Origin of the sequence: Methanoregula sp. (genome assembly GCF_049686655.1) — an archaeon.
Lineage (GTDB): Archaea > Halobacteriota > Methanomicrobia > Methanomicrobiales > Methanospirillaceae > Methanoregula.
In genome coordinates, this window is record NZ_JBAVIG010000067.1 from 14564 (window position 1) to 39201 (window position 24638).

At 56.6% G+C, this 24638-nt stretch carries 32 protein-coding genes, 1 tRNA gene and 1 pseudogene; 10 read left to right on the top strand and 24 right to left on the bottom strand.

The genetic code is table 11. The features are described from left to right. Positions 1–45: 45 nt before the first annotated feature. Entirely contained in the window at positions 46–246 is a 201-nt protein-coding gene (locus WBL42_RS09490; RefSeq protein WP_424721031.1) for a winged helix-turn-helix transcriptional regulator, read from the bottom strand. Between the two features lie 156 nt (positions 247–402). On the opposite strand from WBL42_RS09490, the gene WBL42_RS09495 reads away from it, so the two are divergent. Continuing rightward, the gene (locus WBL42_RS09495; protein ID WP_424721032.1) at positions 403–831 is read left to right on the top strand and encodes a hypothetical protein; all 429 of its coding nucleotides are present in this window, start codon (positions 403–405) and stop codon (positions 829–831) included. 395 nt (positions 832–1226) lie between these two features. Here WBL42_RS09495 and WBL42_RS09500 read toward each other — a convergent pair whose 3' ends face one another. The 7 genes from WBL42_RS09500 to WBL42_RS09530 form a co-directional block, all read right to left on the bottom strand. Further along, complete coding sequence (locus WBL42_RS09500; protein ID WP_424721033.1) at positions 1227–1970, bottom strand: ABC transporter permease; 744 nt, start codon at positions 1968–1970, stop codon at positions 1227–1229. Continuing rightward, a complete protein-coding gene (locus tag WBL42_RS09505) occupies positions 1970–2887 on the bottom strand; it encodes an ABC transporter ATP-binding protein (RefSeq protein WP_424721034.1) in 918 nt (305 codons plus the stop codon). The genes WBL42_RS09500 and WBL42_RS09505 overlap by 1 nt, the downstream gene beginning before the upstream one ends. A gap of 351 nt (positions 2888–3238) precedes the next feature. Next, complete coding sequence (locus WBL42_RS09510) at positions 3239–5404, bottom strand: heavy metal translocating P-type ATPase (RefSeq protein ID WP_424721035.1); 2166 nt, start codon at positions 5402–5404, stop codon at positions 3239–3241. 2 nt (positions 5405–5406) lie between these two features. Further along, positions 5407–5913: a hypothetical protein gene (locus tag WBL42_RS09515; protein WP_424721036.1), complete on the bottom strand. Its 507-nt coding sequence runs from the start codon at positions 5911–5913 to the stop codon at positions 5407–5409. 29 nt (positions 5914–5942) lie between these two features. Next, positions 5943–6140 carry a heavy-metal-associated domain-containing protein gene (locus WBL42_RS09520; RefSeq protein WP_424721037.1) on the bottom strand — a complete coding sequence of 66 codons (198 nt, stop codon included), beginning with the start codon at positions 6138–6140 and terminating at the stop codon, positions 5943–5945. 308 nt (positions 6141–6448) lie between these two features. Then, positions 6449–7708 carry a cysteine--tRNA ligase gene (gene cysS / locus WBL42_RS09525; protein ID WP_424721038.1) on the bottom strand — a complete coding sequence of 420 codons (1260 nt, stop codon included), beginning with the start codon at positions 7706–7708 and terminating at the stop codon, positions 6449–6451. Positions 7709–7728: 20 nt separating this feature from the next. Next, positions 7729–7802 (bottom strand) — tRNA-Cys (locus tag WBL42_RS09530). An 809-nt stretch (positions 7803–8611) separates the two neighbouring features. Between WBL42_RS09530 and cysK the strand changes: the two genes are divergently transcribed. The 3 genes and pseudogenes from cysK to WBL42_RS09545 form a co-directional block, all read left to right on the top strand. Then, on the top strand, positions 8612–9544 hold the full coding sequence (cysK, locus tag WBL42_RS09535; RefSeq protein ID WP_424721039.1) for a cysteine synthase A: 933 nt from the start codon (positions 8612–8614) through the stop codon (positions 9542–9544). Positions 9545–9555: 11 nt separating this feature from the next. Continuing rightward, entirely contained in the window at positions 9556–10521 is a 966-nt protein-coding gene (gene cysE, locus WBL42_RS09540; RefSeq protein ID WP_424721040.1) for a serine O-acetyltransferase, read from the top strand. Between the two features lie 15 nt (positions 10522–10536). Beyond that, a pseudogene (locus tag WBL42_RS09545) lies at positions 10537–10821 on the top strand (pyridoxal 5'-phosphate synthase lyase subunit PdxS); the annotation flags it as partial. A 146-nt stretch (positions 10822–10967) separates the two neighbouring features. Here the strand turns inward: WBL42_RS09545 and WBL42_RS09550 are convergent. The 9 genes from WBL42_RS09550 to WBL42_RS09590 form a co-directional block, all read right to left on the bottom strand. After that, a complete protein-coding gene (locus WBL42_RS09550; protein WP_424721041.1) occupies positions 10968–11546 on the bottom strand; it encodes a class I SAM-dependent methyltransferase in 579 nt (192 codons plus the stop codon). Positions 11547–11599: 53 nt separating this feature from the next. Further along, on the bottom strand, positions 11600–12064 hold the full coding sequence (locus WBL42_RS09555) for a MarR family winged helix-turn-helix transcriptional regulator (protein WP_424721042.1): 465 nt from the start codon (positions 12062–12064) through the stop codon (positions 11600–11602). Positions 12065–12186: 122 nt separating this feature from the next. Then, positions 12187–12615 (bottom strand): arsenate reductase ArsC, encoded by a 429-nt coding sequence (locus WBL42_RS09560; protein ID WP_424721043.1) that lies wholly within the window; start codon positions 12613–12615, stop codon positions 12187–12189. Continuing rightward, positions 12612–13700 (bottom strand): ACR3 family arsenite efflux transporter, encoded by a 1089-nt coding sequence (gene arsB / locus WBL42_RS09565; protein ID WP_424721044.1) that lies wholly within the window; start codon positions 13698–13700, stop codon positions 12612–12614. Before arsB ends, WBL42_RS09560 begins: the two co-directional genes overlap by 4 nt. A gap of 25 nt (positions 13701–13725) precedes the next feature. Further along, on the bottom strand, positions 13726–14685 hold the full coding sequence (locus WBL42_RS09570; RefSeq protein ID WP_424721045.1) for a permease: 960 nt from the start codon (positions 14683–14685) through the stop codon (positions 13726–13728). Between the two features lie 4 nt (positions 14686–14689). Continuing rightward, positions 14690–15379 carry a DUF166 family protein gene (locus WBL42_RS09575; protein ID WP_424721046.1) on the bottom strand — a complete coding sequence of 230 codons (690 nt, stop codon included), beginning with the start codon at positions 15377–15379 and terminating at the stop codon, positions 14690–14692. Then, positions 15376–15723: a putative zinc-binding protein gene (locus WBL42_RS09580; protein ID WP_424721047.1), complete on the bottom strand. Its 348-nt coding sequence runs from the start codon at positions 15721–15723 to the stop codon at positions 15376–15378. Before WBL42_RS09580 ends, WBL42_RS09575 begins: the two co-directional genes overlap by 4 nt. 19 nt (positions 15724–15742) lie before the next feature. Next, positions 15743–16204, bottom strand: a complete 462-nt coding sequence (locus WBL42_RS09585; protein ID WP_424721048.1) for a putative zinc-binding protein — start codon at positions 16202–16204, stop codon at positions 15743–15745. A 5-nt stretch (positions 16205–16209) separates the two neighbouring features. Further along, on the bottom strand, positions 16210–16446 hold the full coding sequence (locus WBL42_RS09590; RefSeq protein WP_424721049.1) for a thioredoxin family protein: 237 nt from the start codon (positions 16444–16446) through the stop codon (positions 16210–16212). Positions 16447–16524: 78 nt separating this feature from the next. On the opposite strand from WBL42_RS09590, the gene WBL42_RS09595 reads away from it, so the two are divergent. Beyond that, positions 16525–16908 carry an ArsR/SmtB family transcription factor gene (locus WBL42_RS09595; protein WP_424721050.1) on the top strand — a complete coding sequence of 128 codons (384 nt, stop codon included), beginning with the start codon at positions 16525–16527 and terminating at the stop codon, positions 16906–16908. An 11-nt stretch (positions 16909–16919) separates the two neighbouring features. Here the strand turns inward: WBL42_RS09595 and WBL42_RS09600 are convergent, their stop codons facing one another. Beyond that, positions 16920–17282 carry an ArsR/SmtB family transcription factor gene (locus WBL42_RS09600; protein WP_424721051.1) on the bottom strand — a complete coding sequence of 121 codons (363 nt, stop codon included), beginning with the start codon at positions 17280–17282 and terminating at the stop codon, positions 16920–16922. 129 nt (positions 17283–17411) lie between these two features. On the opposite strand from WBL42_RS09600, the gene WBL42_RS09605 reads away from it, so the two are divergent. After that, positions 17412–17963, top strand: coding sequence for a putative zinc-binding protein (locus WBL42_RS09605; protein WP_424721052.1), 552 nt, complete (start codon positions 17412–17414; stop codon positions 17961–17963). Positions 17964–18051: 88 nt separating this feature from the next. Here WBL42_RS09605 and hgcC read toward each other — a convergent pair whose 3' ends face one another. Beyond that, complete coding sequence (hgcC, locus tag WBL42_RS09610; RefSeq protein ID WP_424721053.1) at positions 18052–18348, bottom strand: HgcAB-associated protein HgcC; 297 nt, start codon at positions 18346–18348, stop codon at positions 18052–18054. Between the two features lie 305 nt (positions 18349–18653). On the opposite strand from hgcC, the gene arsM reads away from it, so the two are divergent. Both arsM and WBL42_RS09620 read left to right on the top strand, forming a co-directional pair. Continuing rightward, positions 18654–19520, top strand: coding sequence for an arsenite methyltransferase (arsM, locus tag WBL42_RS09615; protein WP_424721054.1), 867 nt, complete (start codon positions 18654–18656; stop codon positions 19518–19520). Positions 19521–19571: 51 nt separating this feature from the next. Then, complete coding sequence (locus tag WBL42_RS09620; RefSeq protein ID WP_424721055.1) at positions 19572–20357, top strand: EFR1 family ferrodoxin; 786 nt, start codon at positions 19572–19574, stop codon at positions 20355–20357. A gap of 171 nt (positions 20358–20528) precedes the next feature. On the opposite strand, the gene WBL42_RS09625 is transcribed toward WBL42_RS09620, so the two are convergent. The 4 genes from WBL42_RS09625 to WBL42_RS09640 form a co-directional block, all read right to left on the bottom strand. After that, positions 20529–21236 carry a nitroreductase family protein gene (locus WBL42_RS09625; RefSeq protein WP_424721056.1) on the bottom strand — a complete coding sequence of 236 codons (708 nt, stop codon included), beginning with the start codon at positions 21234–21236 and terminating at the stop codon, positions 20529–20531. A gap of 183 nt (positions 21237–21419) precedes the next feature. Further along, on the bottom strand, positions 21420–22205 hold the full coding sequence (locus tag WBL42_RS09630; protein WP_424721057.1) for a hypothetical protein: 786 nt from the start codon (positions 22203–22205) through the stop codon (positions 21420–21422). Positions 22206–22248: 43 nt separating this feature from the next. Then, complete coding sequence (locus tag WBL42_RS09635) at positions 22249–22608, bottom strand: metal-dependent hydrolase (RefSeq protein WP_424721058.1); 360 nt, start codon at positions 22606–22608, stop codon at positions 22249–22251. Positions 22609–22636: 28 nt separating this feature from the next. Further along, positions 22637–22858, bottom strand: coding sequence for a hypothetical protein (locus WBL42_RS09640; protein WP_424721059.1), 222 nt, complete (start codon positions 22856–22858; stop codon positions 22637–22639). A 38-nt stretch (positions 22859–22896) separates the two neighbouring features. Between WBL42_RS09640 and WBL42_RS09645 the strand changes: the two genes are divergently transcribed. Both WBL42_RS09645 and WBL42_RS09650 read left to right on the top strand, forming a co-directional pair. Next, positions 22897–23295, top strand: a complete 399-nt coding sequence (locus tag WBL42_RS09645; protein WP_424721060.1) for a VOC family protein — start codon at positions 22897–22899, stop codon at positions 23293–23295. Between the two features lie 440 nt (positions 23296–23735). Beyond that, positions 23736–24083, top strand: a complete 348-nt coding sequence (locus tag WBL42_RS09650; protein ID WP_424721061.1) for a hypothetical protein — start codon at positions 23736–23738, stop codon at positions 24081–24083. Between the two features lie 37 nt (positions 24084–24120). Here the strand turns inward: WBL42_RS09650 and WBL42_RS09655 are convergent, their stop codons facing one another. Continuing rightward, positions 24121–24324 (bottom strand): hypothetical protein, encoded by a 204-nt coding sequence (locus WBL42_RS09655; protein WP_424721062.1) that lies wholly within the window; start codon positions 24322–24324, stop codon positions 24121–24123. Between the last annotated feature and the right edge of the window lie 314 nt (positions 24325–24638).

Genomic DNA, 24638 nt, shown 5'->3' on the forward strand with positions numbered 1-24638 from the left:
ATCTGCAGTCATCACCTAAAAGAATGATATCGGGTCAGTGTCGCATCATACCGTGACCACTTCCTGGCGGGGCTTGTTCAGGCCATACAGGCTCTGCCGTGCGTCAGTGAAGTAATGACGCTCGACAAGGACATTATTTTCCCTGAGCCTTCCCAATGCATACCGCACCGTCCGTGAAGGTAACGAGGTCTCACGGATGAGATCTTTCTGCGTCAGGTGTCCATTGGTTTCCAGGACTTTGTACACGAGCTTTGCCGATGGTGGCAGGTGCCCGATCGATGGGACTGCTGGTTCAGTTACTCCGATGGTATTCTCGACAAAAACGATCCCTCATAGTGGATCACCATATACACATATGAGTTCACAATTGTTAAGTATTTCGTTCCGGCTTTGATCATTTGCATGCAACCTGGAGAGCTCCCGTCAAGAATCCTGTTGCCGGCTGATCGGAAGGAATGTCCGGATGATGTGTCAGATTCGCAATCATCGTACGGATTCCCGGCATTCTTAAGAAAAATTTGCCACAATCAACCGGTTCATAGTAACCGCAGAGAAAATACATCAGCATCATTCATAATTTCCCTGACCATGATCATCTACGGACAAGAACTCAGGAAAACACCGAGCTACCGGGTGTGGATAGACGAAAAAAATGTCGCCCACATCCGGTTAGTGAAGCGGATAAACTTCAAAACACTCATCGGCCTCTGCAGGGAAAGTTACCTTGCGATTGATAAGGAGACAGAACACCCCTCCCGGAATAAGAACCACGACGGACAGCCAGAGGAGCACAGTCTATCCCGATACGACAGGAGGTTTCCCGATGTGTAGTCATATGCGTCCCCAGCCGGCACCAAGACGACAGATAGTGACTACTCACCAGTTCGGGCATACCCTCTGCCCGGGAGGAACTCCTCATGATTGCTATATCAACCCAAAAAATCACCCAAAACCACAAACTCATCCCCACCGTTGCACCGACCGGGGCACGGGAATCCCGTTTTACGATCGGGGCCCTGATAACCCGGGCGGAAATTGAACGGAACGAATGGCTGGATAAATGATCTTATCCGGCCAACGCACAGGTTATTTCCTGATCCTGAAAGGGCAGGACTTCCCCATGCAGGGCCGCAGTATCCGTGGGAGCATGAGCCGGTAACTCCCGCAGGTCTTGTTTTTACCAGTTTACGTATTAAAAACCGTGCAACAAAAGTAAAAGAGCAGGATTACCTCCCGCTCACGAGGTTGCGCTGCTGGATCGTCTTTGCAACGAGGATAAAGGCAAGGCTGACCAGGAGCAGTGCCCCCACATCCCAGGCCGGCGGGAAGACCGCATCGCCGTTGATGGCAGCGTGGAACAGGTCGACAAGGTACGTAAGCGGGGAGAGCTCGTTGGTCCAGGCCCAGCTCCCCAGTTCGCTGAGCGGGATGAAGATGCCCGAGACGAAGATGAGCGGGAGCCGGACCAGGTTCGAGTACATCATGATATTCGACGGCGTATCGGTTGCCGGCGATGCAAGCAGGGTGCCAAGGGAGGCAAAGGTCACCGAGCCCATCACGAGTGCGAGGAGGAGCATCAGCGGGCTTGCAAGGTGCAGGTGCAGGAGCACCGTTCCCCCGATCCAGACGATCGCCGTAATCCCCATGCCAAAGATCGCGCCGGAGAGGATGTCCCCCAGCACGATGCTCCCGATCTGGACCGGGAGGGAGACGAGCCGCTCATAAGTCTTCTCCCGCTTCTCCCACGGGGTAATGAGGGGGCCGGTGGAGGACGCGGAGAAGAAGAGCATCATGCCGAGGAAGCTCGGGAAGAAGAGCGTCACGTCGAGGTTCCTGCCAATGAAAAATGTCAGGAACATGATGAACGGGAAGAGCAGGCCGAAGATCACCACGGAGCCCTTGTAATAGTAGATCCGCATGTCCTTCTCGGTAACCATCAGGACGCTGTGGGCAAAGAGGCGCAGGTTCATCACGCACCCCCGGTCATCTGCACGAAGGCCTGCTCCAGTGTGGGGCTTGAGGTCGCGATCGAGAGGATGGTCAGGTTATCTTCTTCTGCCATATCTACAAGCTGTTTCACTGCATGGTCTGCGTTCTCGGCATACACTCGCCACTTGTCACCCCATGGTTCTGCCCGGGGGATCCCTCGCGCCTCGAAGAGATCGCTCCTGACCGGCTGGTCAAAGGAGATCTCGACAAACCGCGTGGTATCGAACTGTTTCTTGAGTTTCTCAGGCGTACCGGTAGCAATGATCTTCCCTTTGTCGATGATGCTTATGGACGAGCAGAGTTCGTTTGCCTCCTCGATATTATGGGTGGTGATAAGCACCGTGCTGCCCTCCCGGTTCATGTAGCGCACCGTATCGAGGACCAGCCTGCGGCTGTAGACATCGAGGCCGGTCGTGGGTTCGTCAAGGAAAAGGACCGGTGGGGAATGGACGATGGCGCAGGCGATACTGATCCGCTGCCGCATACCCTTGGAGAAGAACCGGACAAGGTCGTATCTCCGGTGGAGCAGGCCGAGCCGGGTCAGGATCTCCTCGCACCGCCTCTTCCGGCTGGCCTTGTCCATGCCATAGAACTTTGCCGTCCAGAGGACATTCTGCTCGGCGGTGAGGTCGCTGTACACGGTCCCGTTCTCGGGGATCACTCCCATCTTCAGTTTTGCTTCGAGCGGGTACTGCAGGAGATCGATACCCCCGATCCGTACCGACCCGGTATCCGGTGTCAGCACCCCGGTCATCATCCGGATCGCGGTGGTCTTCCCGGCCCCGTTCTGCCCGAGGAAGCCGAAGATCTCGCCTTCCTTCACCGCGATACTGACATCGTCGACCGCGGCGACCGGGCCAAAGGATTTCCTGAGATTGCAGGCTTCTATTGCGTTCATGAGATAACCATCTTATTCAAATCTCATGGAGCGAGTATTTGTATGATTTGTTTAACAAATTGTAAAATCTCTGGAATTGTGTGATTCCGGGAAAAAGATACCGTATCTTTCCGGATGGGGCAGGATGCCGGTTCATTGACGGACGGTGTGGCCGGCAAGGGGGTCACGAGGGCCGTGGTCATCGTTTTATCCATAGTTTCAACCTCCTTTATCAAATCCAGCCTGCATTCACTACGGCATGCTCACGCCAAGCGCGAAGTACGCCACAGTACCGATCACCATCACCGCAACGGTAAACGCAATCGCCCCTTTGTTCTCCCGGATCCATTCGCTGATCTTCATCTGATCCACCTACAGCCTCGCCCACCGGAGCGTGAGCGCATTGGTTACTACCGATACACTCGACATCGCCATCGCTCCTCCCGCGATGATCGGCGAGAGGAGGATCCCGAATGATGGGTAGAGCACGCCCGCTGCAATCGGGATCCCGATCACATTGTAGACCAGCGCCCAGGCCATGTTCTGCTTTATCTTGCTGATCGTCTTCCTCCCGAGCCGGATCGCCCGCGGCACGTCCTGGGGGTCCGAACGCATCAGGACGACCGAACCGGCCTCCATCGCCACGTCCGTGCCTGAGCCCATCGCGATCCCGATGTCGGCCTGGGCAAGGGCCGGGGCATCGTTGATCCCATCGCCGACCATTACGACCTTCAGCCCGGACTCCTGGAGCTTCTTCACGTACGCTGCCTTATCCTGCGGCAGGACCCCGGCAAAGACGTTGATGATTCCTGCGGTCTTTGAGATCGCCCTGGCAGTCCGCTCGTTGTCTCCCGTGATCATCCAGGTCTCGATCCCGAGGCTCCTGAGGTCCTCAACGGCTTTTGCGCTGGTCGGTTTTATGGTATCTGCCACGGCGATGATCGCACGGGTTACACCGTCTACCTTCAGCACCATCGCGGTCTTGCCCTCTTCCTGGAGACGGACGATCGTTTCCCCGGTGCCGGCATCATGTGTGCCCTCCTCCGGTTTCCCGAGGTATACGGACCTCCCGCCCACGGTTGCCGAGACACCGGAGCCCGGGATCGCGGTGAAGTCCGTGACATCCCCGTGAATGGCGCCCTCCGCTTTCGCGTAGTCGACGATCGCCTCCGCGAGCGAGTGCTCGGAGTTCCGCTCGACCGCATACGCGTACCCGATGAGAAGCCCGCGTTCTGTTTCCGGTCCCGAAGTGATGAAATCCGTTACTTTCGGTTTCCCGTCCGTGATCGTCCCGGTCTTGTCGAAGACCACCGCATTGATCTTATGCATCATCTCGAGGCTTTCGGCGCTCTTGATCAGGATTCCCCGCTGTGCACCGATCCCCGTCCCGACCATGATCGCAGTCGGCGTTGCCAGGCCGAGCGAGCACGGGCAGGCAACCACGAGCACCGCGACTGCAACCATGAGGGAGAACGAGAAGGGCTGGCCAAGTACAAAGAACCAGACAAGGAAGGTCGTGAAAGCGAGCAGGATGACAACCGGTACGAAGATACCGCTCACCCTGTCTGCGAACCGCTGGATATCCGCCTTGCTCCCCTGCGCATCCTCGACAAGCCGCACGATCTGGGAGAGGACGGTGTCACTCCCGACCCTGGTCGCCTCGAACCGGATCACCCCGTGCTTGTTGATCGTCCCGCCGGTCACACCGGAGCCCTTCGTCTTCTCGACCGGGATGCTCTCCCCGGTGATCATGCTCTCGTCGACCGCCGATCCTCCCTCGGTCACCGTGCCGTCGACCGGGATCTTCCCGCCCGGCTTCACGAGCACGAGGTCGCCGACGGTCACATCACCGACCGGGATCTCGGTCTCGGTCCCGTCCCGGATGACTGTCGCCACCTTCGGGGTGAGGCCCATCAGCTGCCGGATCGCCTCGCTCGTCCTGCCTTTTGCGAGGGCCTCCAGGTACTTCCCGAGGATGACGAGCGTGATCAGGACCGCGGCGGTCTCGAAGTACTGCTCTTTTACCAGCCCGAGCATTGCCGCTACGCTGTACCCGTAGGCTGCGCTCGTGCCGACCGCAATCAGCGTATCCATGCTCGCGGTCCGGTTCTTCAGGGCACTCCATGCCCCAAGGTAGAAACTCTTTCCCGCGATGAACTGGACCGGGGTGGCGAGCAGGAAGAGGACGAGCATCCGGTACGGCAGGTCCATGAAGACCATGCCGGTCAGCAGCGCCGGGATGGCAAAGATTGCGCTGAAGACGAGGAAGAACTTCAGGCTGGCGATCTCCTTCTCCCGTACAAGGCGCTCGCTGTCGGGATCGGTGCCGATCTTTGACGGGTACCCTTTCGACGTGATGAGGGCCACGAGTTTCTGCTCATCGGTCTGCGATTCGTCGTACTCCACCCGGGCCTTCCGCGACGCATAGTTCACGTTGACATTCACTACCCCGGGTGCTTTCTTAAGCGCCCGCGAGATGAGGGTCGAGCACGATGCGCAGTGCATCCCTTCGACATTGATCTCAACTTTCTTCACCACGGTTAGAAACTCCCGAGGACGGTTCCCGCTTTCGGCACGTACATGAAAATGACCAGCAGGTTCTCAGTCTCAAAGCCGTTCTCACCAGTATAAACAGACTTGATGAAACTGATCCCGCGATGGAAGGATCCGGCCTCGAACCCCTCCTGTGCCTCCTCGCCCGGGAGGAGGGCCTGGCACCCCTTTTCGAGGAGCGTGCTCCTGATCTCGCCGAGCTGGTGACGGGAACAGCATGCGAGCACGATCCGATTGTTCACCCTATTGAATTCCCTGATGCAGGCACCCTCGGATTTCAGGACGGTTCGCCCGATGATCTTCCCGCAGGAATCGCAGTGCATGCCGTGGAGCGTGAGGTCGGCCTCGGTGAGGTTCCCGTTCGCTTCCGGGGTACAGGATACATCCGGGTGATCCAGTCCCGGCGTAATCCCGTCTGCTTTCACCTTCTTTGCAGATGCGGCCGGGGTACGGCTGGGCTTTCGTTTCCCTGTTGTATCTTTTGTACCGTCCATGGTGTCCTGTCAATGTCCCGCATTATGGTTCAGACCGAGAAACCCTCTCCCCGGATTGCGGTCCTGATCTTCTCGAGGGTCTCATCCGAATCGTACGTTACGGTCACCGCGCCGGTGGTGTGATCGACCGAAACGGCATTTGCGCCTTTGATCTCGCTTATGGCATCTTCAACGAGCATTTTGCAGGCGGTGCAGTGCATTCCCGAAACCTTCAGTGTCGTTTCCATCGTAGTACCTCTTTTGCCTGGGATCTTCTCTAGCAGGTAATCATTGTAAAGACCTTATAAAATGTGTTCTCACAGGATCAGCTCCTGTTTCCTGACCGGAAGGAAAACCGGAGAACGAGGTGGTATAAGGGCGACACGTCAGCCGGACAGGTGCAGAACCTGAAAAATGCAAATTGGTAGTATACGATACCTGAAAGAAACGCGATATCGCACCGGATCGTCCAGGCGACTGAAAATGGAAAAAAGAGAAGAGATGCCATCTTTTGAAAACAGTATGGTAAAGACCCGTGTATTCCTTATGGGATCGATCACAGGGGCGCATCGGTGATCGTGATCCCGGCGGCGACCATACGTTCGCGGATCAGGTCCGCGATTTCAAACTGTTTCCTGGCCCGCAGTTCTGCACGGATATCCTGGAGAACACTTAATGGTGCGCTCGTCTCGCGGAGGAAGTTGATCCCGAGAATTGCCCCGTACTCTTTAAGGGCAGCAATATCCCCGCTCGCGGCAAGTGCCTGGATCGCTGTAAGTGCCATTGGCGTTTTAAGGTCAGACTCCATTGCATCGACAAAGGCCTTCCGTCCTTCCCGGTTCTCGCCATTGTCCTTCCTGGCGATCGCACGGATGTGTTCGAGCGCCTTTGCCGCATTGGCCATTCCCTCTTCCGTGGCCTGGAGGGGGGAGCGGTAGTGGGAGAGAAGGATGAAGTAGCGGAGCACATCCCTGTTCCATGTTTTAAGCGCGTCCCGTATGGTGATGAAGTTCCCAAGCGACTTGGACATCTTCTCCCCCTTCACCGTCAGGAATCCCGTATGCAGCCAGTACCTGACCATAGGGTGCTTACCCTCCAGCGACTCCATCTGCGCGATCTCCGCCTCGTGGTGGGGGAAGATCAGGTCGAGTCCCCCGCCGTGGATATCGTACTGCTGCCCGAAGTACTTCTCGGAGATCGCCGTATCCTCGATATGCCAGCCGGGCCGCCCCCTGCCCCACGGGGAGTCCCAGGTATACTCGCCATACTCCCCGGTCTTCCAGAGCGCAAAATCGTGCGGGTTGTGTTTTGAGGCATCCGTTACGCGGCTGACGCGTTTTGCCCGTTCCTGGCCTGAGAGCTCCCCATTATGTTCGAACGTGTCGAGGTTGAAGTAAACGCCGGTCTCCGTGACATAGGCAACCCCCCGGGCGATCAGGCGCTCCACCTGATCGATGATCTCCGGAATGTGCGTAGTGGCCCGGGCATAGTAGCTGACCGCATCGATCCTGAGGCTCTGCATGTCCCGGAGATACTCGGTCTCGAACTTCCGGGAGAGCTCGTTCTGGGATATGCCCTCCTCCTTCGCACGGTTGATGATCTTGTCATCAACGTCCGTGATATTCTGGAGATAGAAGACTTCCTTCCCGGTCCACCGGAGATATTTTACCAGTACATCGAAGACAACATACGTCCTGGCATGACCCATGTGCGAGTAATCATAGACCGTCGGGCCGCAGACGAAGAGGTACACCCTGTCCGGGTGAAGTGTCACGAGCGGCTCTACGGTTCTCGATAACGTACTGTACAGTTCCATGACAATCTCCCGATACTAACCGCCGGCGGAGGGAGTCGAACCCCCGGACATCCGCTTTGCAGGCGAAGGCATTAAACCGTTCTGCCACACCGGCCCCGGTACTCCTTTTTGTCGCGTAAACCCTTCCGGATTGCCTTACTATGCTGCACTCCTGCCGGACATATCCGGTTTACCCGGGCCGCCGCTTCAGGAATTCTGAAATGACAGTACCTCCTGTCATGCTGCTGTAAGTCCACCGGGATCACCGGGGAGATCTTCCTGCCTGGATTACTCCATTTTCCAGCACAGTATAAAACATCCAGGCGATTAAAAACCTCGCATTCAGGCCAAATTTGACAGGGTGCGATCCGATCGCCGGTTTAATGATCAGTGGCCGCGTTTCGGCACTCGTAACTGCTCCAGGGGGATTTTTTGATACATTTAAGAGGCATCCCCAAGACACTCCCTACCCGGTTCTCCCCCGGAACAGCAGGAATATGGAACCCCTCTACGATATCGCCGTGACGGATCACGGACGGCAGCCCTTCCATGAAACCGGGGAGGGGAATTCCGTGGGTATCCCGTGTTTCACCCTGACCGATCTTTTATTCCCGCCCGTACCAAATAGTTTATGAAAGCCGGGAAGATCCCGGAAGTACGCAGGTATGCCCGCAGGGAACAGCCACGGTATCTTCTTCGTATGCTTCCCTTCTGCACCGACCTGACGCTATACGCTTATCTTCCTGCAGGAATGGAATCACAAAGAGAGCCGGATTAAGGAAGTGGTTTAAGGAAGTGGTTTAAGGAAGTGGTTTTTTGCCGGGAACCAAGGTATAATATCTGGTTCCGGACAATTAACAATTGTTAACTTACGGGATCCCGCAGGTACGTGCGGGTGATTCCAGAGTCCTGGAGGGAAACAATATGGCAAAGATTTACGACAATATTACGGCAACAATCGGCAACACTCCTCTCGTGCGGCTGAACCACCTCACCAGCGGTGCCGGCGCAACGGTGCTTGCCAAGCTTGAGTCATTCAACCCGTTGAGCAGCGTCAAGGACCGGATCGGGGTTGCAATGCTCGATGAGGCTGAAAAGCAGGGGTTGATCAGGAAGGATACGATCATTCTCGAACCAACGAGCGGCAACACCGGTATTGCGCTTGCGTTCGTGAGTGCGGCCCGGGGATACAAGCTCACGCTGGTGATGCCGGAGACCATGAGCGTCGAGCGGCGGAAACTTGCAAAAGCATTCGGCGCGGAGCTGGTGCTCACACCGGGTGCTGAAGGAATGAAAGGGGCTGTTGCCAGGGCCGAGAAGATGGCAGCAGAGAACCCGAAGTACTTTTACATTCCCCAGCAGTTCAACAACCTGGCCAACCCGGCAATACACCGGAAGACCACTGCCGAAGAGATCTGGCGTGATACGGATGGGAAAGTCGACATCCTCGTTTCCGGTGTGGGGACGGGAGGAACGATCACCGGTATCGCGGACGTCATCAAGAAGAGAAAACCCTCGTTCCGGGCAATTGCTGTCGAACCCGATGCATCGCCGGTCCTCTCCGGCGGGTCTCCCGGCCCGCACCGCATCCAGGGAATCGGCGCCGGTTTTGTCCCGGCGGTGCTCAACCGCGACCTCGTGGATGAGATCATCCGTGTCAAAAATGAGGATGCGTTCGAGACTACGCGGAGACTTGCAAAAGAGGAAGGTATCCTTGTCGGGATCTCCAGCGGTGCAGCGACTTATGCGGCACTTGCGGTGGCAGGGCGTCCGGAAAACAAGGGCAAGCTCATTGTCGTTATCCTGCCGGACACGGGTGAGCGTTATTTAAGTATCCCCGACCTGTTTGTGGAATAAGTGAGACTGCCATGGTTTTTGACCGCCTCCGGGAAGACATACGGGCAATCTTTTCCAAGGACCCCGCCGCCCGCTCCACCCTCGAAGTCCTCGTCTGTTACCCGGGGCTCCACGCCCTCTGGTTCCACCGCAGGGCCCACTGGCTCTGGACCCACAACCTGAAATTCTGTGCCCGGCTCGTTTCCCACATAGGCAGGTTCCTGACAGGAGTTGAGATCCATCCCGGTGCCGTGATCGGCCGCAGGGTGGTCATCGACCATGGCATGGGAGTCGTTATCGGCGAGACTTCCGCAATCGGCGACGATGTCCTCATCTACATGGGTGTAGTACTTGGCGGCACGGCACTCGTGAATGTAAAGCGCCACCCGACTATCGAAGACGGCGTGATCCTTGGCTCCGGCGCTATTGTCCTTGGTCCCATCCGGATCGGCAGGGGCGCAAAGGTTGGAGCCGGGTCGGTCGTGGTCCGGTCCGTTCCGCCCGGCGCAACGGTTGTCGGCGTTCCGGGCAGGATCGCCGGGCCGGAACAGGGTTCCCCGGAAGAGACGATCGAAGAGGTCATGCCCGACCCGATGCTCCGGGTGGTGAGCCGGCTGCTGGACCGCCAGAACCAGCTCGAGGAGCGGCTCCGCACTTTCGAGCAGGCGCAGCCCGGCCCGATCTCCCCCGCAGCCCGGCAGGAGCTCGTCTGCGAGAACGAGATCCGGAATGCACTGAAGGAAGTGATCGATCCCGAGGTGGGCATCGATATCGTCGACCTCGGGCTCATAAAGGAGATACGGGTGAAGGGCACGAGCGCCGAGATCGACATGGTCCTCACCTGCAAGGCGTGCCCGCTCTCCGATCACCTCTCCGGCCAGGTGCAGCGCAGGGCGCTGGGGATCAGCGGCATCGAGCACGTGACCGTCAACGTGCTGGACGAACCGTGGAACTGGGACCGGTTCGTGAAACAGCGGGGAAACTTCCGGCAGATCTGACCCCTCGCCGGGACCGCGAAACGGGGCAGGCTGCCGGTCGTGAACTTCCCGGCCGGCGGTATTGCCACCCCGTCGGACGCGGCACTCATGATGCAGCCCGGCGCCGACGGCGTCTTTGTCGGCTCGGGGATCTTCAAGTCAGAGAACACGGCACTGCGTGCAAAGTGATTGTCGAGTCCGTGAACCACTTCACGGATGCCATGGTGATTGCACATGCCGGCAGAAGCCTGGGCGAGGCAATGCCCGGCCCACGTGCACCTGCTGGCAAAGGACGAGATCCTCGCGACACGCGGGCAGTGAGGCGGGGAACACTGCCCGGAACATTTCCCGCGGCTGTGCGGGAGACCCCCGGGTGGTTTCAGGAAATCATTCCTTGCCGGATCGGTTGGTGCGAACCAGAACAGCAGTCTTCGGGAAGCGGATGGTTTCCCGGATACTTCCCCGGCTTATCCTTTTCTCAATACCGCCGCCCTGCTCAGCCGCACCTTCGGTCGTTTTTCAGTAACAAGACCCGCTTCTTCCGCATGACGGAGGGTATCTTCGAATGCTTCCGCTGATACGTGGAAGAACGGTTCAACGATAAGGTATCTTCCGCCGGGTTCCAGGAGCCCGCTGACTTCCCGGAACAGGGCGTCCCGGTCCGGGACCTCGTGCACCATGTAGAAGGACAGGATGAACCCGGCCTTCTCATCTATCCCTAGGGAATCCGGCTCGCACCTGTGGAACCGGATACGTCCGGACAACCCCAGCCGGTCGCTCTTCTTTTTCACCAGATCGAGCATCTCCTGCTGCATGTCGATGGCGATCACCTTCCCCTCCGGCCCGACCATACGAGCCATGGCCAGCGTAAAGAAGCCCGGCCCGCACCCGATATCCATGACGGTCATCCCGGGCTGGATGAATGGTCCTGCAATCTTTTCCGGGTTCTGGAACAGCTTCCGGAACAGGTTGTCAAAGAACGGTGCGGTCCAGGGGGAATAACGACAGAAATCCCCGGTGCCTTCTTTTCTTGTGTGGAATCCCATATCCTTCACCTCTTGTTAAGTTTCTTAACCGTTTTGCGGAAGAAAAAAATTTACTACTGCTCCTGCGAGAACTCATCGGCCGTCTCTTCGATGGCACCGAGGAATGTTGCGATGAACCGGAACTGCCCGGGAGTCATGTCACCGAGTTTCTCCTGCATGCGGACATAGATCTTTGCGTGATACTGCTCATGACCAAGATATGCGATAGTGCCATGCGGGGTTAACCGGAGGAGGATCTCCTTGTCATTATCGGGGTTGCGGCGTTTTTCCACCAGGTTCCTGCCCGCGAGCCGGGTGACCATCTGGGAGATGGCACTTTTGGTTATCCCGAGTGCAGCCGCGAGATCCGTGATGTTGATATCCGGGCGTTTCCCGATCACCATCATCGTGTGGATCTCCGAGCAGTGGAGCAGGTCGCCGGAACCGAAGTCCCGGGGGCATTTTTCCATAGCATCCATCTTGTTGAGGATGCGGATCCAGGCCGCCGATAACTGCAGGATATCCGGGGTGTCTGCCATCAGTACTCACCTGTGCCTGTACTTTGCACACATATTGTTAAGCAAATTAACTATAAAGTGCTTTTCTCCGGATTCCTTTGCAGCTACCAACGGCCAAAAAAAACGAGAGGAACTGGGGCATATCACGCCGGGGCAGTTCCAAATGTCGCGTCAATCCACCGGATGATCTCGTCACGCACCTGCCGGAACCCGGCCCGGATTTCCTCATCGGTGCCGGTGAACGCCGAGGGGTCCGGGAAACCCTGGTGGATCTCTTCCTTCGCCCCCGGGAAGAACGGGCATGCCTTCTGTGCAGAATCGCAGACCGTGACAACAGTCTCAATTCCTTTCCCGTAGTGCTCATCGATCAGTTTCGAACGGTGCCCGGAGATATCAATCCCGATCTCCTTCATTACCGCAATTGCGACCGGATGGACCCGGCCGGGCTCGGTCCCGCCGCTGAATACCTCGTAGCGGTCGCCATACTTTGCGTTCATATACCCCTCCGCCATCTGTGAACGGGCGGAGTTATGGGTGCAGATGAAGAGGATCTTCTTTTTCACGATAATCATGACTCCCTGGTACCGGTGCACGGGCTGCATGAGTTGTCGCCCCTCCCCCCGTACCATTTCTGTTTCAGCCAGAGCGAGACGTTCACGAGCCCGATCAGCACCGGCACCTCGACGAGCGGGCCGATGACGGTGGCGAAGGCTGCCGGTGACGCAATGCCGAAGACCGCGATGGCAACTGCGATCGCGAGCTCGAAGTTGTTTGAGGCGGCGGTGAACGAGAGCGAGGCGGACTTCGCGTAATCCACGCCGAGCCGGTGTGCCATCCAGAAACTCACGAAGAACATGATCACGAAGTAACAGAGCAGCGGGACCGCCACCCGGACCACGTCGAACGGCACGCTCACGATATACTCGCCCTTGAGCGAGAACATCACGATGATGGTGAAGAGCAGGGCGACGAGCGTGACCGGCGAGATCTTCGGGATGAAGACCTGCTCGTACCACTCCTTTGACTTCACGCGGAGCAGGGCGTACCGGGTGATCATGCCGGCGATGAACGGGATGCCGAGGTAGATGAAAACGCTCTCCGCAATCTGGATGATCGTGATCGATACCGCAGAACCGGTCCCGATGCCAAGGAGGGGTGGCAGGTAGGTGATGAAGAACCAGGCGTAGACGGAGTAGAAGAAGACCTGGAAGATCGAGTTCAGACCAACGATCGCGGCGCAATATTCGCAGTCGCCTCCCGCGAGGTCGTTCCAGACGATCACCATCGCGATGCACCGGGCGATGCCCACGAGGATCAGCCCGTACATCAGCATCGGCTGGTCGCGGAGGAAGATCACGGCAAGGGCAAACATCAGGACCGGCCCGACGATCCAGTTCTGGACCACGGAGAGGCCGAGCACCGTGGTGTTCCGGAAGACGTATTTCAGTTCCTCGTACTTCACCTTCGCGAGGGGAGGGTACATCATCAGGATCAGCCCGATCGCGATGGGGATCGAGGTGGTCCCGACCGAGAGGCCGGTTATAAGCGCCGGCACCCCGGGCGAGAAGTAACCGATGGCGATACCTGCGGCCATCGCAAGGAAGATCCAGAGCGTGAGGTACCGGTCGAGGAAAGAGAGGTTTTTCGTCGTTGTCATGTCATGTTCACCAGATCACTTTTGATTATCCCAGTATCGCATTAAACAAATACCCCGTCATCGTGATCGCCACGAACAGGATTCCTGCAAAGATCAGGATTAATTTAAGCTTGATCACTTTCCTGAGGATGATCATCTCCGGCAGTGAGAGCCCGATGACGGACATCATGAACGCAAGTGCCGTACCCATCGCCATACCTTTCGCCGTGAGGACCTGCATGATCGGGATCATACCCGCTGCGTTCGAGTAGAGCGGGATACCGATCAGTACTGCTATCGGAACAGCGAACGGGTTCCCCGGGCCCGCGAACGAGACCAGGAAATCCGCCGGGGCATAGCCGTGGATGATCGCACCGATTGCAATACCGATGACGATATAGGGCAGTACCGTGAGCGTGATACTTTTCGATTCAGAAATTCCGAAATCAATCCGCTCCCGCCATGTCATCGGCTTGTCGGCCTGGTCGTGCATCCTGCACTTCCAGACAAACTCCTCGACCTCGCTCTCCAGGTGGAGGCGCCCGATGATGATGCCGGCCACAATTGCGATGACGAGACCTGATAGTATGTAGATGAGCGCAATCTGCCAGCCGAACATCGCGAGCAGCATGGCTGCGGCGACCTCGTTGATAAGCGGTGAGGCGATCAGGAACGAGAAAGTGATCCCGAGCGGCACGCCGCTCTCGACAAAGCCGATGAAGAGCGGCACTGCCGAGCAGGAACAGAACGGTGTGGGGATACCGAGAAGTGCGGCAAGCACGTTGCCCACTCCTTCTGTACGCCCTGCCACCAGCTTCTTCACTTTCTGGGGGGTGATGAACGAACGGACGATGGCAACGCCAAAGACCACCACGGAGAGCAGCAGCGATACCCAGATGATGTCGTTGACAAAGACGTTCACCGACGAGGCAAGGGGACTACCCTGCGCAAGGCCGAGGACAGTATAGGTCACCCGGTCAGCGAACAGTTGTAAATAATTCTGCATAGGGTTATTCTCCGGTTATTTTCTGATCGATAATTTTCTCCATCTCGTCGGTAAACGATCTCACCCGTGCACCTGCTGCGGGTGATACTGCACTGATTGCATGGACCAGTTCCCGTGCATGAATCAGCCCTGCGATCTCCTTGTCGCAGGTCTTGCCGAAACGGGGTGCCCGGCAGAAGTGGCAGATCCGGAGGCCGTAGTGCTGGAGCTGTTCCGGGCTGAGCTGTGTCCCAAGCAGTTCTACGCTTGCCGCAACGGTAGAGCCGCAGGGAGAGCCACGGATCACCCGGATGCTCTCGATGGTACCATCTTCCTGTACCTTCACGTCAAACGAAGGGCGCCCGAATACTTTTGCATACTCATTGATTGCCGGCACCCAGGTAGTGTCTTCGAGCGAGCACATCGTCGCGGGCGCAATAATATCCTCATTGATGGCCTTTGCCTGCCGGAGGAACCCGGGCCCGAAACTGACCCCGAGAATCACCGGTTTCTTCTTCCCGATGATCGCGAGCGCGACATCCGGGTGGCGGACATAAGAGATGTAGAGATCGCATTCCGGAAGGTCCAGTTCGAGATCGTCAACGATTATGCTCTGCGGGAACGGGGCCATGATCCATTCCGTAGGGAACCGATCCCGGATGACCTCAAAGGCACGGTCACCAAATTTTCCATCGCTCACAATACCGATTTTCATGGAGATACCTCTTTATCCATAACAGCACGGACGACTTTTTCGATCTCATCGTACCGGACCTCTCCCATTCCCTTCTTTTCGATCCCGAGTTCGGCAGCGATGATATGATAATGGGGTACGAGGCAGGATTTGGCGAGTTTCTTCGTTGCACAACAATCCGTGCATCCGTCGATCACGATCACCTGGTCGGCATCCCCGATCTCCGCTTCGAGCGTTGCGGCAGACTGCTTGGCATGCATCCAGACATAGTGTCCCGGCCTGCGCTGCATGAGCATGAGGGCGGCCTGCGTGGTGAGTTTGCCGGTATTCGAGATACCGGAGCAGGTGACGAGTGCAAAGGTCATGGTGAAACCTTCGTGAATTTCAGCAGGTCCCGCCGCACCCGCAGCCACACCCATCTTTCCCGCCAGTCTTCTTGGCCGGCTTTGCGGTACTCTGTACCCGCCCTTCGCCCTTCCAGCACGCGGCAACGACATTCTCTATGTCATCATTCGTGTAAGACTTCGACGGCCCCTTGGCGATGCCGAGTTCGGTCAGGATCAGGTGCTGTCCCGCTGCAACACCCTGTGCACCGGCAATCTTCTTTGCGCAGAGCATCGGGCACCCGTCGAGGATGACAACTTCATCAGCCTTCATCGCGTTGGCGACAAGGTTTTCGGTACCGGTAGCGAGCAGTGCTACGCAGGAGATGCTCCCGTAGCCTTCCTCCGTCAGCTGGATTGCTGCAAGATTGGTCAGCTGTCCGACATTCGCCTGCCCGGCGCACGGAAATATGATCCGTTTCGGTTCGTTCGATCCGCACGAACTTTGTGGTGTTTCGGTCATTGGTTTCACTCCGTCAGCATCTTCTTTATCTCATTCACGTCAGGTATCCTGCCTTCGGCCCTTACTTCACCGTTGATGAAGAGCGCCGGCGGGAGCATGACACCGCGACTGACAATTTCGGCAATGTCGTCTACTTTGACGAGCTCGGCCGTGATCTTCAGGTCCTTTACTGCCTGTTCGGCATTGGCAAAGAGCCGTTTGCATTTTGCGCAGCCGGTTCCGAGAATCTCAATTTTTGTCATTGTGCATCAATTCAAATTTTGTTGAATTACACTGGACAGGGCAAGATTATATATCTTTTCATTTCAGATTAATTTGAAGTGAAACGCGTAACCCTGTCCTGCTGCGGGACAAAAAACACGAAGGGCACCGGGGAGATGGAGATCCCTGACCCCATCCAGAAAGAACTTGATGCTCTCGGGGGATTCGAAGCGCTTACAGGTAGGATACCCGCATCTCATGAGCTCGAAGAGAAAAGCCGGGTCTACCATGCACTTTCCGACCCGCTCCGGCTCACCATCCTCTACCTTGTCCGCGACCAGCCGCTCTGCGTCTGCGTTATCAACCGGTTCATGCGACTGGCCGGCTCCAAACTCTCCTATCACCTGAATATTTTAAAAGAGAGCGGTCTGATCGAAGGAGAGTATCACGGTAACTGGATCATCTACTCGCTGACGGATACGGGCCGGGAATTTATCCGGTAATACCTGTGATCTTAAATACCCGGTACCGATGCAGTGATCTTCCGGATCACCTGGGCGATTTCTTCCCTGATTTTGTAGATCTTATGATTCGATCGATAGTAAGACTCAACGACCCCGCCGTCCCGGAGTTTCTTCAGGTTATAGGAGATAAGGTTCTGCGGCTCTTCGAATACGTGCCAGAACTCGCAGACGCAGTGGTCCCGTTTCAGGAGCATCAGGACGATGTTGAGCCGGAGAGGGTGGCCGAGCAGTTTCATGTATCGGAGCAGTTCGGTGACCGAATCTCCCGAGAGCATCTCCTTCTCGGCGCGGAGTTCATCTTCCCAGTCGCTCCGGAGGGCGCAGTCGGCGGGACAGCAGCGGGCGGTAGCCATGGTACAGCATGGGTGGCCGGGGAAAATAATACGATCCCGCACTGAATTGCCGGACTTCAGTTTTTTTTGAAATCCGGTTCCGGGATATATATCGCCTCCTCTCCCACGCAGTATGTAAGGTGCAAAACCATGGAATATGAAACAATAAAAATTGCCAAAGTGACCGGGAAATGCCCGGCCTGCGAGGAGTATGCCGAGAGGAATTCCACGACCCCGCCGAAGATCGCGGTGATGGCCTGCGAGGGGGCGTGCTCCCGGGGCGAGGTGGCACGGCGGGTGGCGAACATGGTTGCCCACCGGCTGGCATGCGACGAGACGGTGCGAATCTGCCTGGGCGGGGCGTTCACGAAAGACACCGGCCAGCGGAACCTCGTGAGGAGAGCGGAGAAGGTGATCGCGATCGAGGGCTGCTTCATCCACTGTGCGGCGCGGATGATGGAGGGGGTCATTCCTGATCTGAAGCAGGTGATCGTGCAGGCCGACCAGATTTATGACGTCGACTTGCCGTTCGGGATCGATGAGGTGCCGGACGAGATGTTCACGGTGTACGCGTACAAGGTTGCGGAGCAGGTGGTCCGGGAGTATGTAAAGGCTGCTACCTGCTGTGGCACTCCGGAAAAAGAGTCTGATTGTGCTGCGGGCGGGTGCAGCCAGAAACCAAGGGGGGGTTGCGGGCAGTAGTGAAAAAACGCAGAGGGTTATCCCCTGCATTCACTCACCTCCGGCTGAAATTATTTGTTACAACAGAAAGCCGGAAAAACGCAGATAATTATTTTTTCGTGACTTCTCCGCCAAGAGGACCGAGAAGCGTTGTCATCATCGTGCTCAGGTTTTCTGCTTTCACCAGTGCCATACAGCAGAATCCTCCCTCTTTTTCAAAGGAGAACAATGCAAGTTTATCACCGGGCCGTATACCGTTTTTTTCCCTGAAGTCTTTGGGGAGCACCATCTGGCCGCGTTCATCGACACTCAGCAGTGCCTCCATGCTGTAAACCCCATTCACCGTACATTCACAGGAGTCACCGGGTGAAATTCCGGCGGGAACTGCAGTTTTTTTCTTTGTCATGGTCTCGTGCACTACTGATTATTTTTTACCTATTTAACCTTTCAGAATAATCAGAATGAAAAATCCGCACAGGCAGTTTTTTCATGCATGGTTTTCCGTAGATAAAAAGAAGATTCCGAGGCGCGTCCCTTCGAAACTATACCTGAAACCGGGGTTGATTCCCCTCATGTTGCCCATCTACCATTAGTTCAGTAAAATCTTACTGTTCTGATTGATCTGATAGATTTAAATATTCTGAACGTTCACATAATTTTTGTGATTTGGATATGACCAGGAAATGGACTGTCTGAATTCGGGGATGTATCATGAAAACAATACCCACGACTGAAAAAACAATCAAGGATGAGATAAAGGACAAATACGGAACTATCGCCAGGACCGGTGGATCGTGCTGCGGCCCTGCATCTTGCGGGGGTTCTCCCGCTTCCGACGCTTCGAAAAAGGTCGGGTATTCTGACGATGACATATCTGCTGCACCGGCAGGAGCCAACCTTGGCCTGGGCTGCGGGAACCCCGTTGCCATCGCTTCGCTCCGCCAGGGCGAGACAGTTCTCGATCTTGGATCGGGCGGGGGCTTCGATGCTTTCCTTGCGGCAAAAAAAGTCGGCCCGGCCGGCAGGGTGATCGGTGTCGACGTGACACCGGAGATGATCGAACGGGCAACTGCGAATGCAGAGCGGGGTGGGTATTCCAATGTCGAATTCCGCCTTGGTGAGATTGAGTCCCTGCCGGTGGATGATAATTCCGTTGATGTCATCATATCCAACTGCGTGATCAACCTCGCACCGGATAAGAGCAGGGTATTTTCAGAAGCACTCCGGGTCCTTAAACCCGGCGGCCGGTTCATGGTGTCCGATACGGTATTGACACGGCCTCTTCCCGAAGCGATCCAGAAATCCGTTGCCGCATACATGGGCTGTATCTCCGGGGCACTTATGAAAGAGGAGTACCAGTCAAGGCTCCTGTCTGCCGGCTTTGCAAGGGCCGATATTGTAAAGGATTCCCCCATTGACTTCACTTCCGCGATACGGGACCTGGGGTTCAAGGTAGATATCGAACCGGCAGAACTGGACAAGATCGTTGCAATACTTGACAAAAGCGTTACGAGCATAACCGTTTCAGCGGCCAAGAGGGATACTGGCCGGGAGAAGGCTCGTCGTGCATACCCCTGAACAGGCCGGCGGACCGGGAATGCTGATTAAAATCGTGAGAAGAGAACAGGAATGAAAGCAAATATCTATTATTTTTCCGGGACCGGGAACTCGCTTGCCGTTGCCCGTGACCTTGCAAAATGTCTGGATGAAGCGGTCCTTATTCCCATCCCGTTGGTGATGCACCAGATGGAGATCACGGATAATGCACAGATTGTCGGGATTGTATTCCCGGTCTATTTCTCCGACATGCCCCGGTATGTCAGGGAGTTTGTGAAAAAGCTGAGGTTTTCAGCAACGCCGTATATTTTCGGTATTGCAAGCTGTGGAAACGGTCCCGGGCATTCCCTCTTCACGCTCAGGTCTCTCCTCGAAAAGAAGGGAACAACACTTGCGGCCGGGTTCTTAATGGTCATGCCGGAAAATTATATCGCCCCCTTCGACCTGATAGAGCCTGCATCGGTCCAGCAGCAGAAAAACAAGGATGCCAAAGAGAAGATTCCCGCACTTGCTGCTGCCATTTCCCGGCGACAGGTCTCTGTACCGGAAGGGACCGGTTCCCTGGTATGGCGCATCCTTATCGGCATATTCTCGGTGTACACAACATCCGTGATCCGGATCCCAAACCAGATCCATGCTACTGACGCCTGCAACCGCTGCGGGGTGTGCGGGCGTATCTGCCCCACGAACAATATAACTGTCACCGAAAAAGCCGTGACCTGGGACGGGCGCTGCACCCAGTGCTATGCCTGTGTCCACTGGTGCCCCCGGGGAGCAATTGAGATTGGCAGTTATACGGCGGGCAAACCCCGCTACCATCACCCGGATATAGTTCTTAAGGATATGATCTTGCGGTAAGCCCAAGGATTTTTATGCACACGATCATGGAGCTATTGGATATGAAAAACCGGAACCCCGGCGAACTTCACGTCATCTTCATCCCTGACATCCTGGATCCGTAGTGCGGGTACGGAATTGTATGCACTCCTGCAGCATGATTTCTGCCATGAACCGGGGTGGGTCCCGGATTTACCAAACCTTACCGTACGTGTTGTGATACGTGAACGATGCCCTTTCCCTGCGCACCCTCAGGTAGTCAGGTTGTGCTGCCGGATACCCGAGCCTGACGGCAAAGGATACCGCCATATGCTCCGGAATTTTCAGGATTTTCTTTACGTCCTTCTGGACGGGACCGCTGAATGCGCTCATGATCTGGAAACCAATACCCAGTTCCTGGGCCATGAGCCACATGTTTTCCATCAGGCAGCCAAGACTCAGTGTCCCAAGCCTGTCACCTTCTGATGCCGGGGCCCGTTTCCGTGTATCGTATACTACAACGAGGATGACCGGACTTCCTTTGATCGTCTCGTTCAGGGTTCCGGGAGTGGTATCTTTCATCGCGGTCTCAAGGCGTGCTTTGTCCCGCCATGCCGGAGGGAACTGCATCCCCAGGATCCCGACCTTTTTCTGCAGCAACTCCTCTTCCGACATTGACAACTGCTCAAAATTTTCCCGGATAAAGTCCGGTGAAGGATAGGTCGTTATGTTCCCCAGCGGGTCCAGGACGTTCCTGTCATCAACGACAATGATCTCAAAATTCTGCATATTGTGAGCAGTCGGTGCCCACCGGCCTGCTTCCAGGATCTTTTTTACATCCCGTTCAGGTACTGGCCTATGGGGATCAAAGAATATCCTCGTCGAATGCCTGTCCTGTATAACCTTCATCAGATCGTCCATAGTTCCTGCCTCACCTTTCCTGTAACCGCGCTTGACTGTACGTTTGCATTGAACGATAGGTACCCATAAAGGTTACCCGGGATGGGATGCGGTGCCGGTTGCCGGGCGAGCGAAAAAAATACGGCCGGGAAATTGGTCGAAGAACTCCGGTGAGTTCTTCTTCTGCTTCGGGTCTGACGATCCTCAGCATTCTCCTGTTTCAGGTCCAATGGCCCCCGCCGGCTCCCCTTCTATCACCATTCCCGCCAGCCTCCTCGCTTCGTCCGCCCTCTTCCCCGCTGCCGGATCATTCTTCGCGAGCTCCGGATCGATCCGGTCCCGGACACTGTACCGTGGAGAGCCGTCGTCGCTCATCGAGCACCAGACAGACAGCCGGTACAGGCACAGCTCCCGGGTTTCGGTCTTGCGGATCGATGCGGAGAGGTGGCGGGTTGTCTGGTTGTCGATTCCCATGACGGTATCCTCGCAGACCTTCGAGACGAGCCGGATCTTCTCCTTCATCCATTCCGATGAAAGCGCTTTCTGGCTCATCGCGGCAATGTAATCGAAGGCGAGCGATTCCTTCCCCCGGTGTCGTTCAACAAACCCGATCACCTGAATCTCGAGGAGCATGAACTCTTCGCCTTCCAGCATCCCCTGCCGGGCCTCCTCCTCAGTCTGCTCTTTGATATCCAGCGGATAGTTCGTCTTCTCCAGGATCTCGAACATCTCCTCATACTCGTATTCATCTTCCCCGTCTTTTTTCGCCAGGAGCCGTTCGATCTGCTGCCGGCATCCGGCTGCCCGGCCGGCTGCCCCGGCGTCGATCCGGGCAAATGCCGGATCGATCCGGTCATCAACCCGGGTCACGTGTGAACCGTCTGCCGCAGTCTGCGCCGTCACGACAAGCCGGTACAGCAACCGGTCGGTCCCGCCATCCTGCTCTACGAGCGCGAGCAGCCGGAGCCGGGCGGGGTCGTCCATGTTCATCACGGTTGCCCGGCAGAGCCCGGGCCTGTCTCACCGGCCCGCATCACCCGGGCAGCCCCGCCCGGGTCAGGGAGTCCGCGAGCAGATGGGCCGCGTACCCAAGGAAGAAACAGGAGAACGCAAAGACGGGCGCAGGATCGGGAATACCGCGGGCGACCATGGCTGCTGCACCCGTGAGCAGGAACAACACGCCAGCAACGTTCAGTGCCCGCCGGCTGTGGAAGATCCTCCGGTGCCGGGGGCTTCTCGCGGGCTCCATGATGTCCGGGAAGAGCGAGCCGGCGGTGACTGCGATGATCCCGAATACGAACAGTTCACCGGTGGGGCCGTGGAACAGGCCGGTTACGTACAGGTATACCAGGAACAGCCCGAACCCGATAACGAGATGCACCTGCCGGTTCATGTCTGGTGTGCAGTTGCATGGGCCGGTATTAATACCCGGGATCGGGGCGGGTGAAAGTGACCGGTGATCCGGTCATGGGAGCGGGAGATATATCCACCGGGTTTCCGCCCGCCCCGGTCCACCGGTCCCCGCAGTGGCTCACTCCCGGTACGGTCCCTGCGGACAATTCCGCTGCAATAATCCGGTCCCGGGGACCGTGGTAGCCGGTACGGAGACCGGAAAGCGGTGCGGATACAGGTTGTGGTACCATCCCAATTGCTAAATATAATTCTGGTTACATCACTGCCCATGGCAAACATCGCATACTTCGAGATTCCAGCCGACAACGTCGATCGCGCAAAGAAGTTCTACCACTCCCTCCTCGGGTGGAAGATTGAACCGACGAAGACCCCGATGGACCCGTCGAAAGCGGCAGCAATGCAGTACCAGGATATCATCACCGGGGAACCACAGCAGGGCGCAATGGGAGGCACCCTGAACATGGGAGGCCTGTACAAGCGGCAGATGACCGAGCCTATCATCAACTACGTCATGGTCGATGACATCGACAAAGTACTTGCGAAGGTGGAGAAGCTGGGGGGCAGGATCGCTGTCCCGAAGATGGAGATAAAATCCGTAGGGTTCACAGCGATCATCCAGGACAGCGAAGGAAACGCCATCGGCATCTGGAAGCCGGTGATGGGATAAGGCAGGGGAAGCACGGCCTGCCGGCGAAAGACCGGAACATACCTGATATGAGCGGCCGGCAGGATCGGTCAGGATCTGATCGGTCGTGAAGATGACCGGGTCGAGGACCGGGCCCGCCACCGTTCCCCTGTTCACAAGATCTTTAAGGTAACCTGAATGCGCCTGCATGGCTATCGCTTCCGCGTCATTCATGTCGGCCGGAAATGTCGGGCAGGGAGCGACCAGTTTCAGCAGATAATACTTCTTTTCCGGAATCTTCTGCGGTAGTCTCCTGCATACGGTTACTTGTGGCAGGAGAATCTGATAAGATTGATCGGTTCACCCCGTTCCCGCTGTACATTATTTTCAGCGATCCCTGTCTGAAAATTTCATTTCCGGGATGGGGGTCCGGCAGGAAACACTCATATCCTCCCATCCGGAATCTCCTTATCAGTGATCGCATGAAAACGGAATTCGGGTGGATAGAGATCGGTGGCACCCGATACGAGCATGACATCATCATCCATACCGATGGTACGGTCTCAAAGCGCAGGAAGAAACTCTCGAAACTCCGGAGGGAAGAATACGGGCACACGCCGCTCTCTGCCGAAGAACTGGATTTCCTGGAGAAAGAACGCCCCAGCGTAGTCTATATCGGCACCGGCCAGTATGGAGACCTCCCGCTGACCCCGGATGCCACCGACCTGCTCGCGCCTTACGCACCCACAATCGGGCCGACACCGGACATCCTTTCCCTGATCGGGCAGGAAAAGCGGAAGTATGCCGCGGTAGTGCACGTAACCTGCTGAGGTGACTTTCCCTGCGGTATCCCGGGGGGTTCCCTGATCACCTCGCCCGGTTAATGATGAATGGACGCTGAACGTGTTCGATTGCCTGGTATCGTGGGAGAACAGAGTCCGCCCGGTTACCGGCCAGCCCGGTGCCGCGGGGAACGGGTGATGTCAGGTGCGGCTTCTTCCACGGGTCTCCCGCTGGAGCGGGGATGAGCGGGGGTGGATCGCGTATGGTCCCGTTTCGATGAACCTGCATGATCGCCTGCTCCCTCCTGAAGATCGGTGGAAGGTACCTCGTTACAACCCGTACGAATTTCCCCTGCCAGCCCCTCAAAAGGGTAGCGGATCCGGTCTCATATTTTTTAAACCTGAACGGAATAATTTATATATGCACCAATATCATCACTCTCCATAGAGGTTTTCATTATAAAATGCAGTATCCGGCAAGGCTGGTGCCCCCAGCAAGGTGCACAGTCAGAGTGCCAGGGGGTGTTCACCGGTGTTGATGTTCGCACATGACATCACGATCACCTGCCGCGCACGGGTGCGGGGCAGTTTCCCGGGGGGCTG

Excerpts from the sequence above, each read along its gene's own strand:
- WBL42_RS09495 (WP_424721032.1), top strand. The coding sequence starts at position 403 with ATGCAACCTGGAGAGCTCCCGTCAAGAATCCTGTTGCCGGCTGATCGG.
- WBL42_RS09500 (WP_424721033.1), bottom strand. The coding sequence starts at position 1,970 with ATGAACCTGCGCCTCTTTGCCCACAGCGTCCTGATGGTTACCGAGAAG.
- WBL42_RS09505 (WP_424721034.1), bottom strand. The coding sequence starts at position 2,887 with ATGAACGCAATAGAAGCCTGCAATCTCAGGAAATCCTTTGGCCCGGTC.
- WBL42_RS09515 (WP_424721036.1), bottom strand. The coding sequence starts at position 5,913 with ATGGACGGTACAAAAGATACAACAGGGAAACGAAAGCCCAGCCGTACC.
- WBL42_RS09520 (WP_424721037.1), bottom strand. The coding sequence starts at position 6,140 with ATGGAAACGACACTGAAGGTTTCGGGAATGCACTGCACCGCCTGCAAA.
- cysS (WP_424721038.1), bottom strand. The coding sequence starts at position 7,708 with ATGGAACTGTACAGTACGTTATCGAGAACCGTAGAGCCGCTCGTGACA.
- cysK (WP_424721039.1), top strand. The coding sequence starts at position 8,612 with ATGGCAAAGATTTACGACAATATTACGGCAACAATCGGCAACACTCCT.
- cysE (WP_424721040.1), top strand. The coding sequence starts at position 9,556 with ATGGTTTTTGACCGCCTCCGGGAAGACATACGGGCAATCTTTTCCAAG.
- WBL42_RS09550 (WP_424721041.1), bottom strand. The coding sequence starts at position 11,546 with ATGGGATTCCACACAAGAAAAGAAGGCACCGGGGATTTCTGTCGTTAT.
- WBL42_RS09555 (WP_424721042.1), bottom strand. The coding sequence starts at position 12,064 with ATGGCAGACACCCCGGATATCCTGCAGTTATCGGCGGCCTGGATCCGC.
- WBL42_RS09560 (WP_424721043.1), bottom strand. The coding sequence starts at position 12,615 with ATGATTATCGTGAAAAAGAAGATCCTCTTCATCTGCACCCATAACTCC.
- arsB (WP_424721044.1), bottom strand. The coding sequence starts at position 13,700 with ATGACAACGACGAAAAACCTCTCTTTCCTCGACCGGTACCTCACGCTC.
- WBL42_RS09570 (WP_424721045.1), bottom strand. The coding sequence starts at position 14,685 with ATGCAGAATTATTTACAACTGTTCGCTGACCGGGTGACCTATACTGTC.
- WBL42_RS09575 (WP_424721046.1), bottom strand. The coding sequence starts at position 15,379 with ATGAAAATCGGTATTGTGAGCGATGGAAAATTTGGTGACCGTGCCTTT.
- WBL42_RS09580 (WP_424721047.1), bottom strand. The coding sequence starts at position 15,723 with ATGACCTTTGCACTCGTCACCTGCTCCGGTATCTCGAATACCGGCAAA.
- WBL42_RS09585 (WP_424721048.1), bottom strand. The coding sequence starts at position 16,204 with ATGACCGAAACACCACAAAGTTCGTGCGGATCGAACGAACCGAAACGG.
- WBL42_RS09590 (WP_424721049.1), bottom strand. The coding sequence starts at position 16,446 with ATGACAAAAATTGAGATTCTCGGAACCGGCTGCGCAAAATGCAAACGG.
- WBL42_RS09600 (WP_424721051.1), bottom strand. The coding sequence starts at position 17,282 with ATGGCTACCGCCCGCTGCTGTCCCGCCGACTGCGCCCTCCGGAGCGAC.
- WBL42_RS09605 (WP_424721052.1), top strand. The coding sequence starts at position 17,412 with ATGGAATATGAAACAATAAAAATTGCCAAAGTGACCGGGAAATGCCCG.
- hgcC (WP_424721053.1), bottom strand. The coding sequence starts at position 18,348 with ATGACAAAGAAAAAAACTGCAGTTCCCGCCGGAATTTCACCCGGTGAC.
- arsM (WP_424721054.1), top strand. The coding sequence starts at position 18,654 with ATGAAAACAATACCCACGACTGAAAAAACAATCAAGGATGAGATAAAG.
- WBL42_RS09620 (WP_424721055.1), top strand. The coding sequence starts at position 19,572 with ATGAAAGCAAATATCTATTATTTTTCCGGGACCGGGAACTCGCTTGCC.
- WBL42_RS09625 (WP_424721056.1), bottom strand. The coding sequence starts at position 21,236 with ATGGACGATCTGATGAAGGTTATACAGGACAGGCATTCGACGAGGATA.
- WBL42_RS09630 (WP_424721057.1), bottom strand. The coding sequence starts at position 22,205 with ATGAACATGGACGACCCCGCCCGGCTCCGGCTGCTCGCGCTCGTAGAG.
- WBL42_RS09635 (WP_424721058.1), bottom strand. The coding sequence starts at position 22,608 with ATGAACCGGCAGGTGCATCTCGTTATCGGGTTCGGGCTGTTCCTGGTA.
- WBL42_RS09640 (WP_424721059.1), bottom strand. The coding sequence starts at position 22,858 with ATGGTACCACAACCTGTATCCGCACCGCTTTCCGGTCTCCGTACCGGC.
- WBL42_RS09645 (WP_424721060.1), top strand. The coding sequence starts at position 22,897 with ATGGCAAACATCGCATACTTCGAGATTCCAGCCGACAACGTCGATCGC.
- WBL42_RS09650 (WP_424721061.1), top strand. The coding sequence starts at position 23,736 with ATGAAAACGGAATTCGGGTGGATAGAGATCGGTGGCACCCGATACGAG.
- WBL42_RS09655 (WP_424721062.1), bottom strand. The coding sequence starts at position 24,324 with ATGCAGGTTCATCGAAACGGGACCATACGCGATCCACCCCCGCTCATC.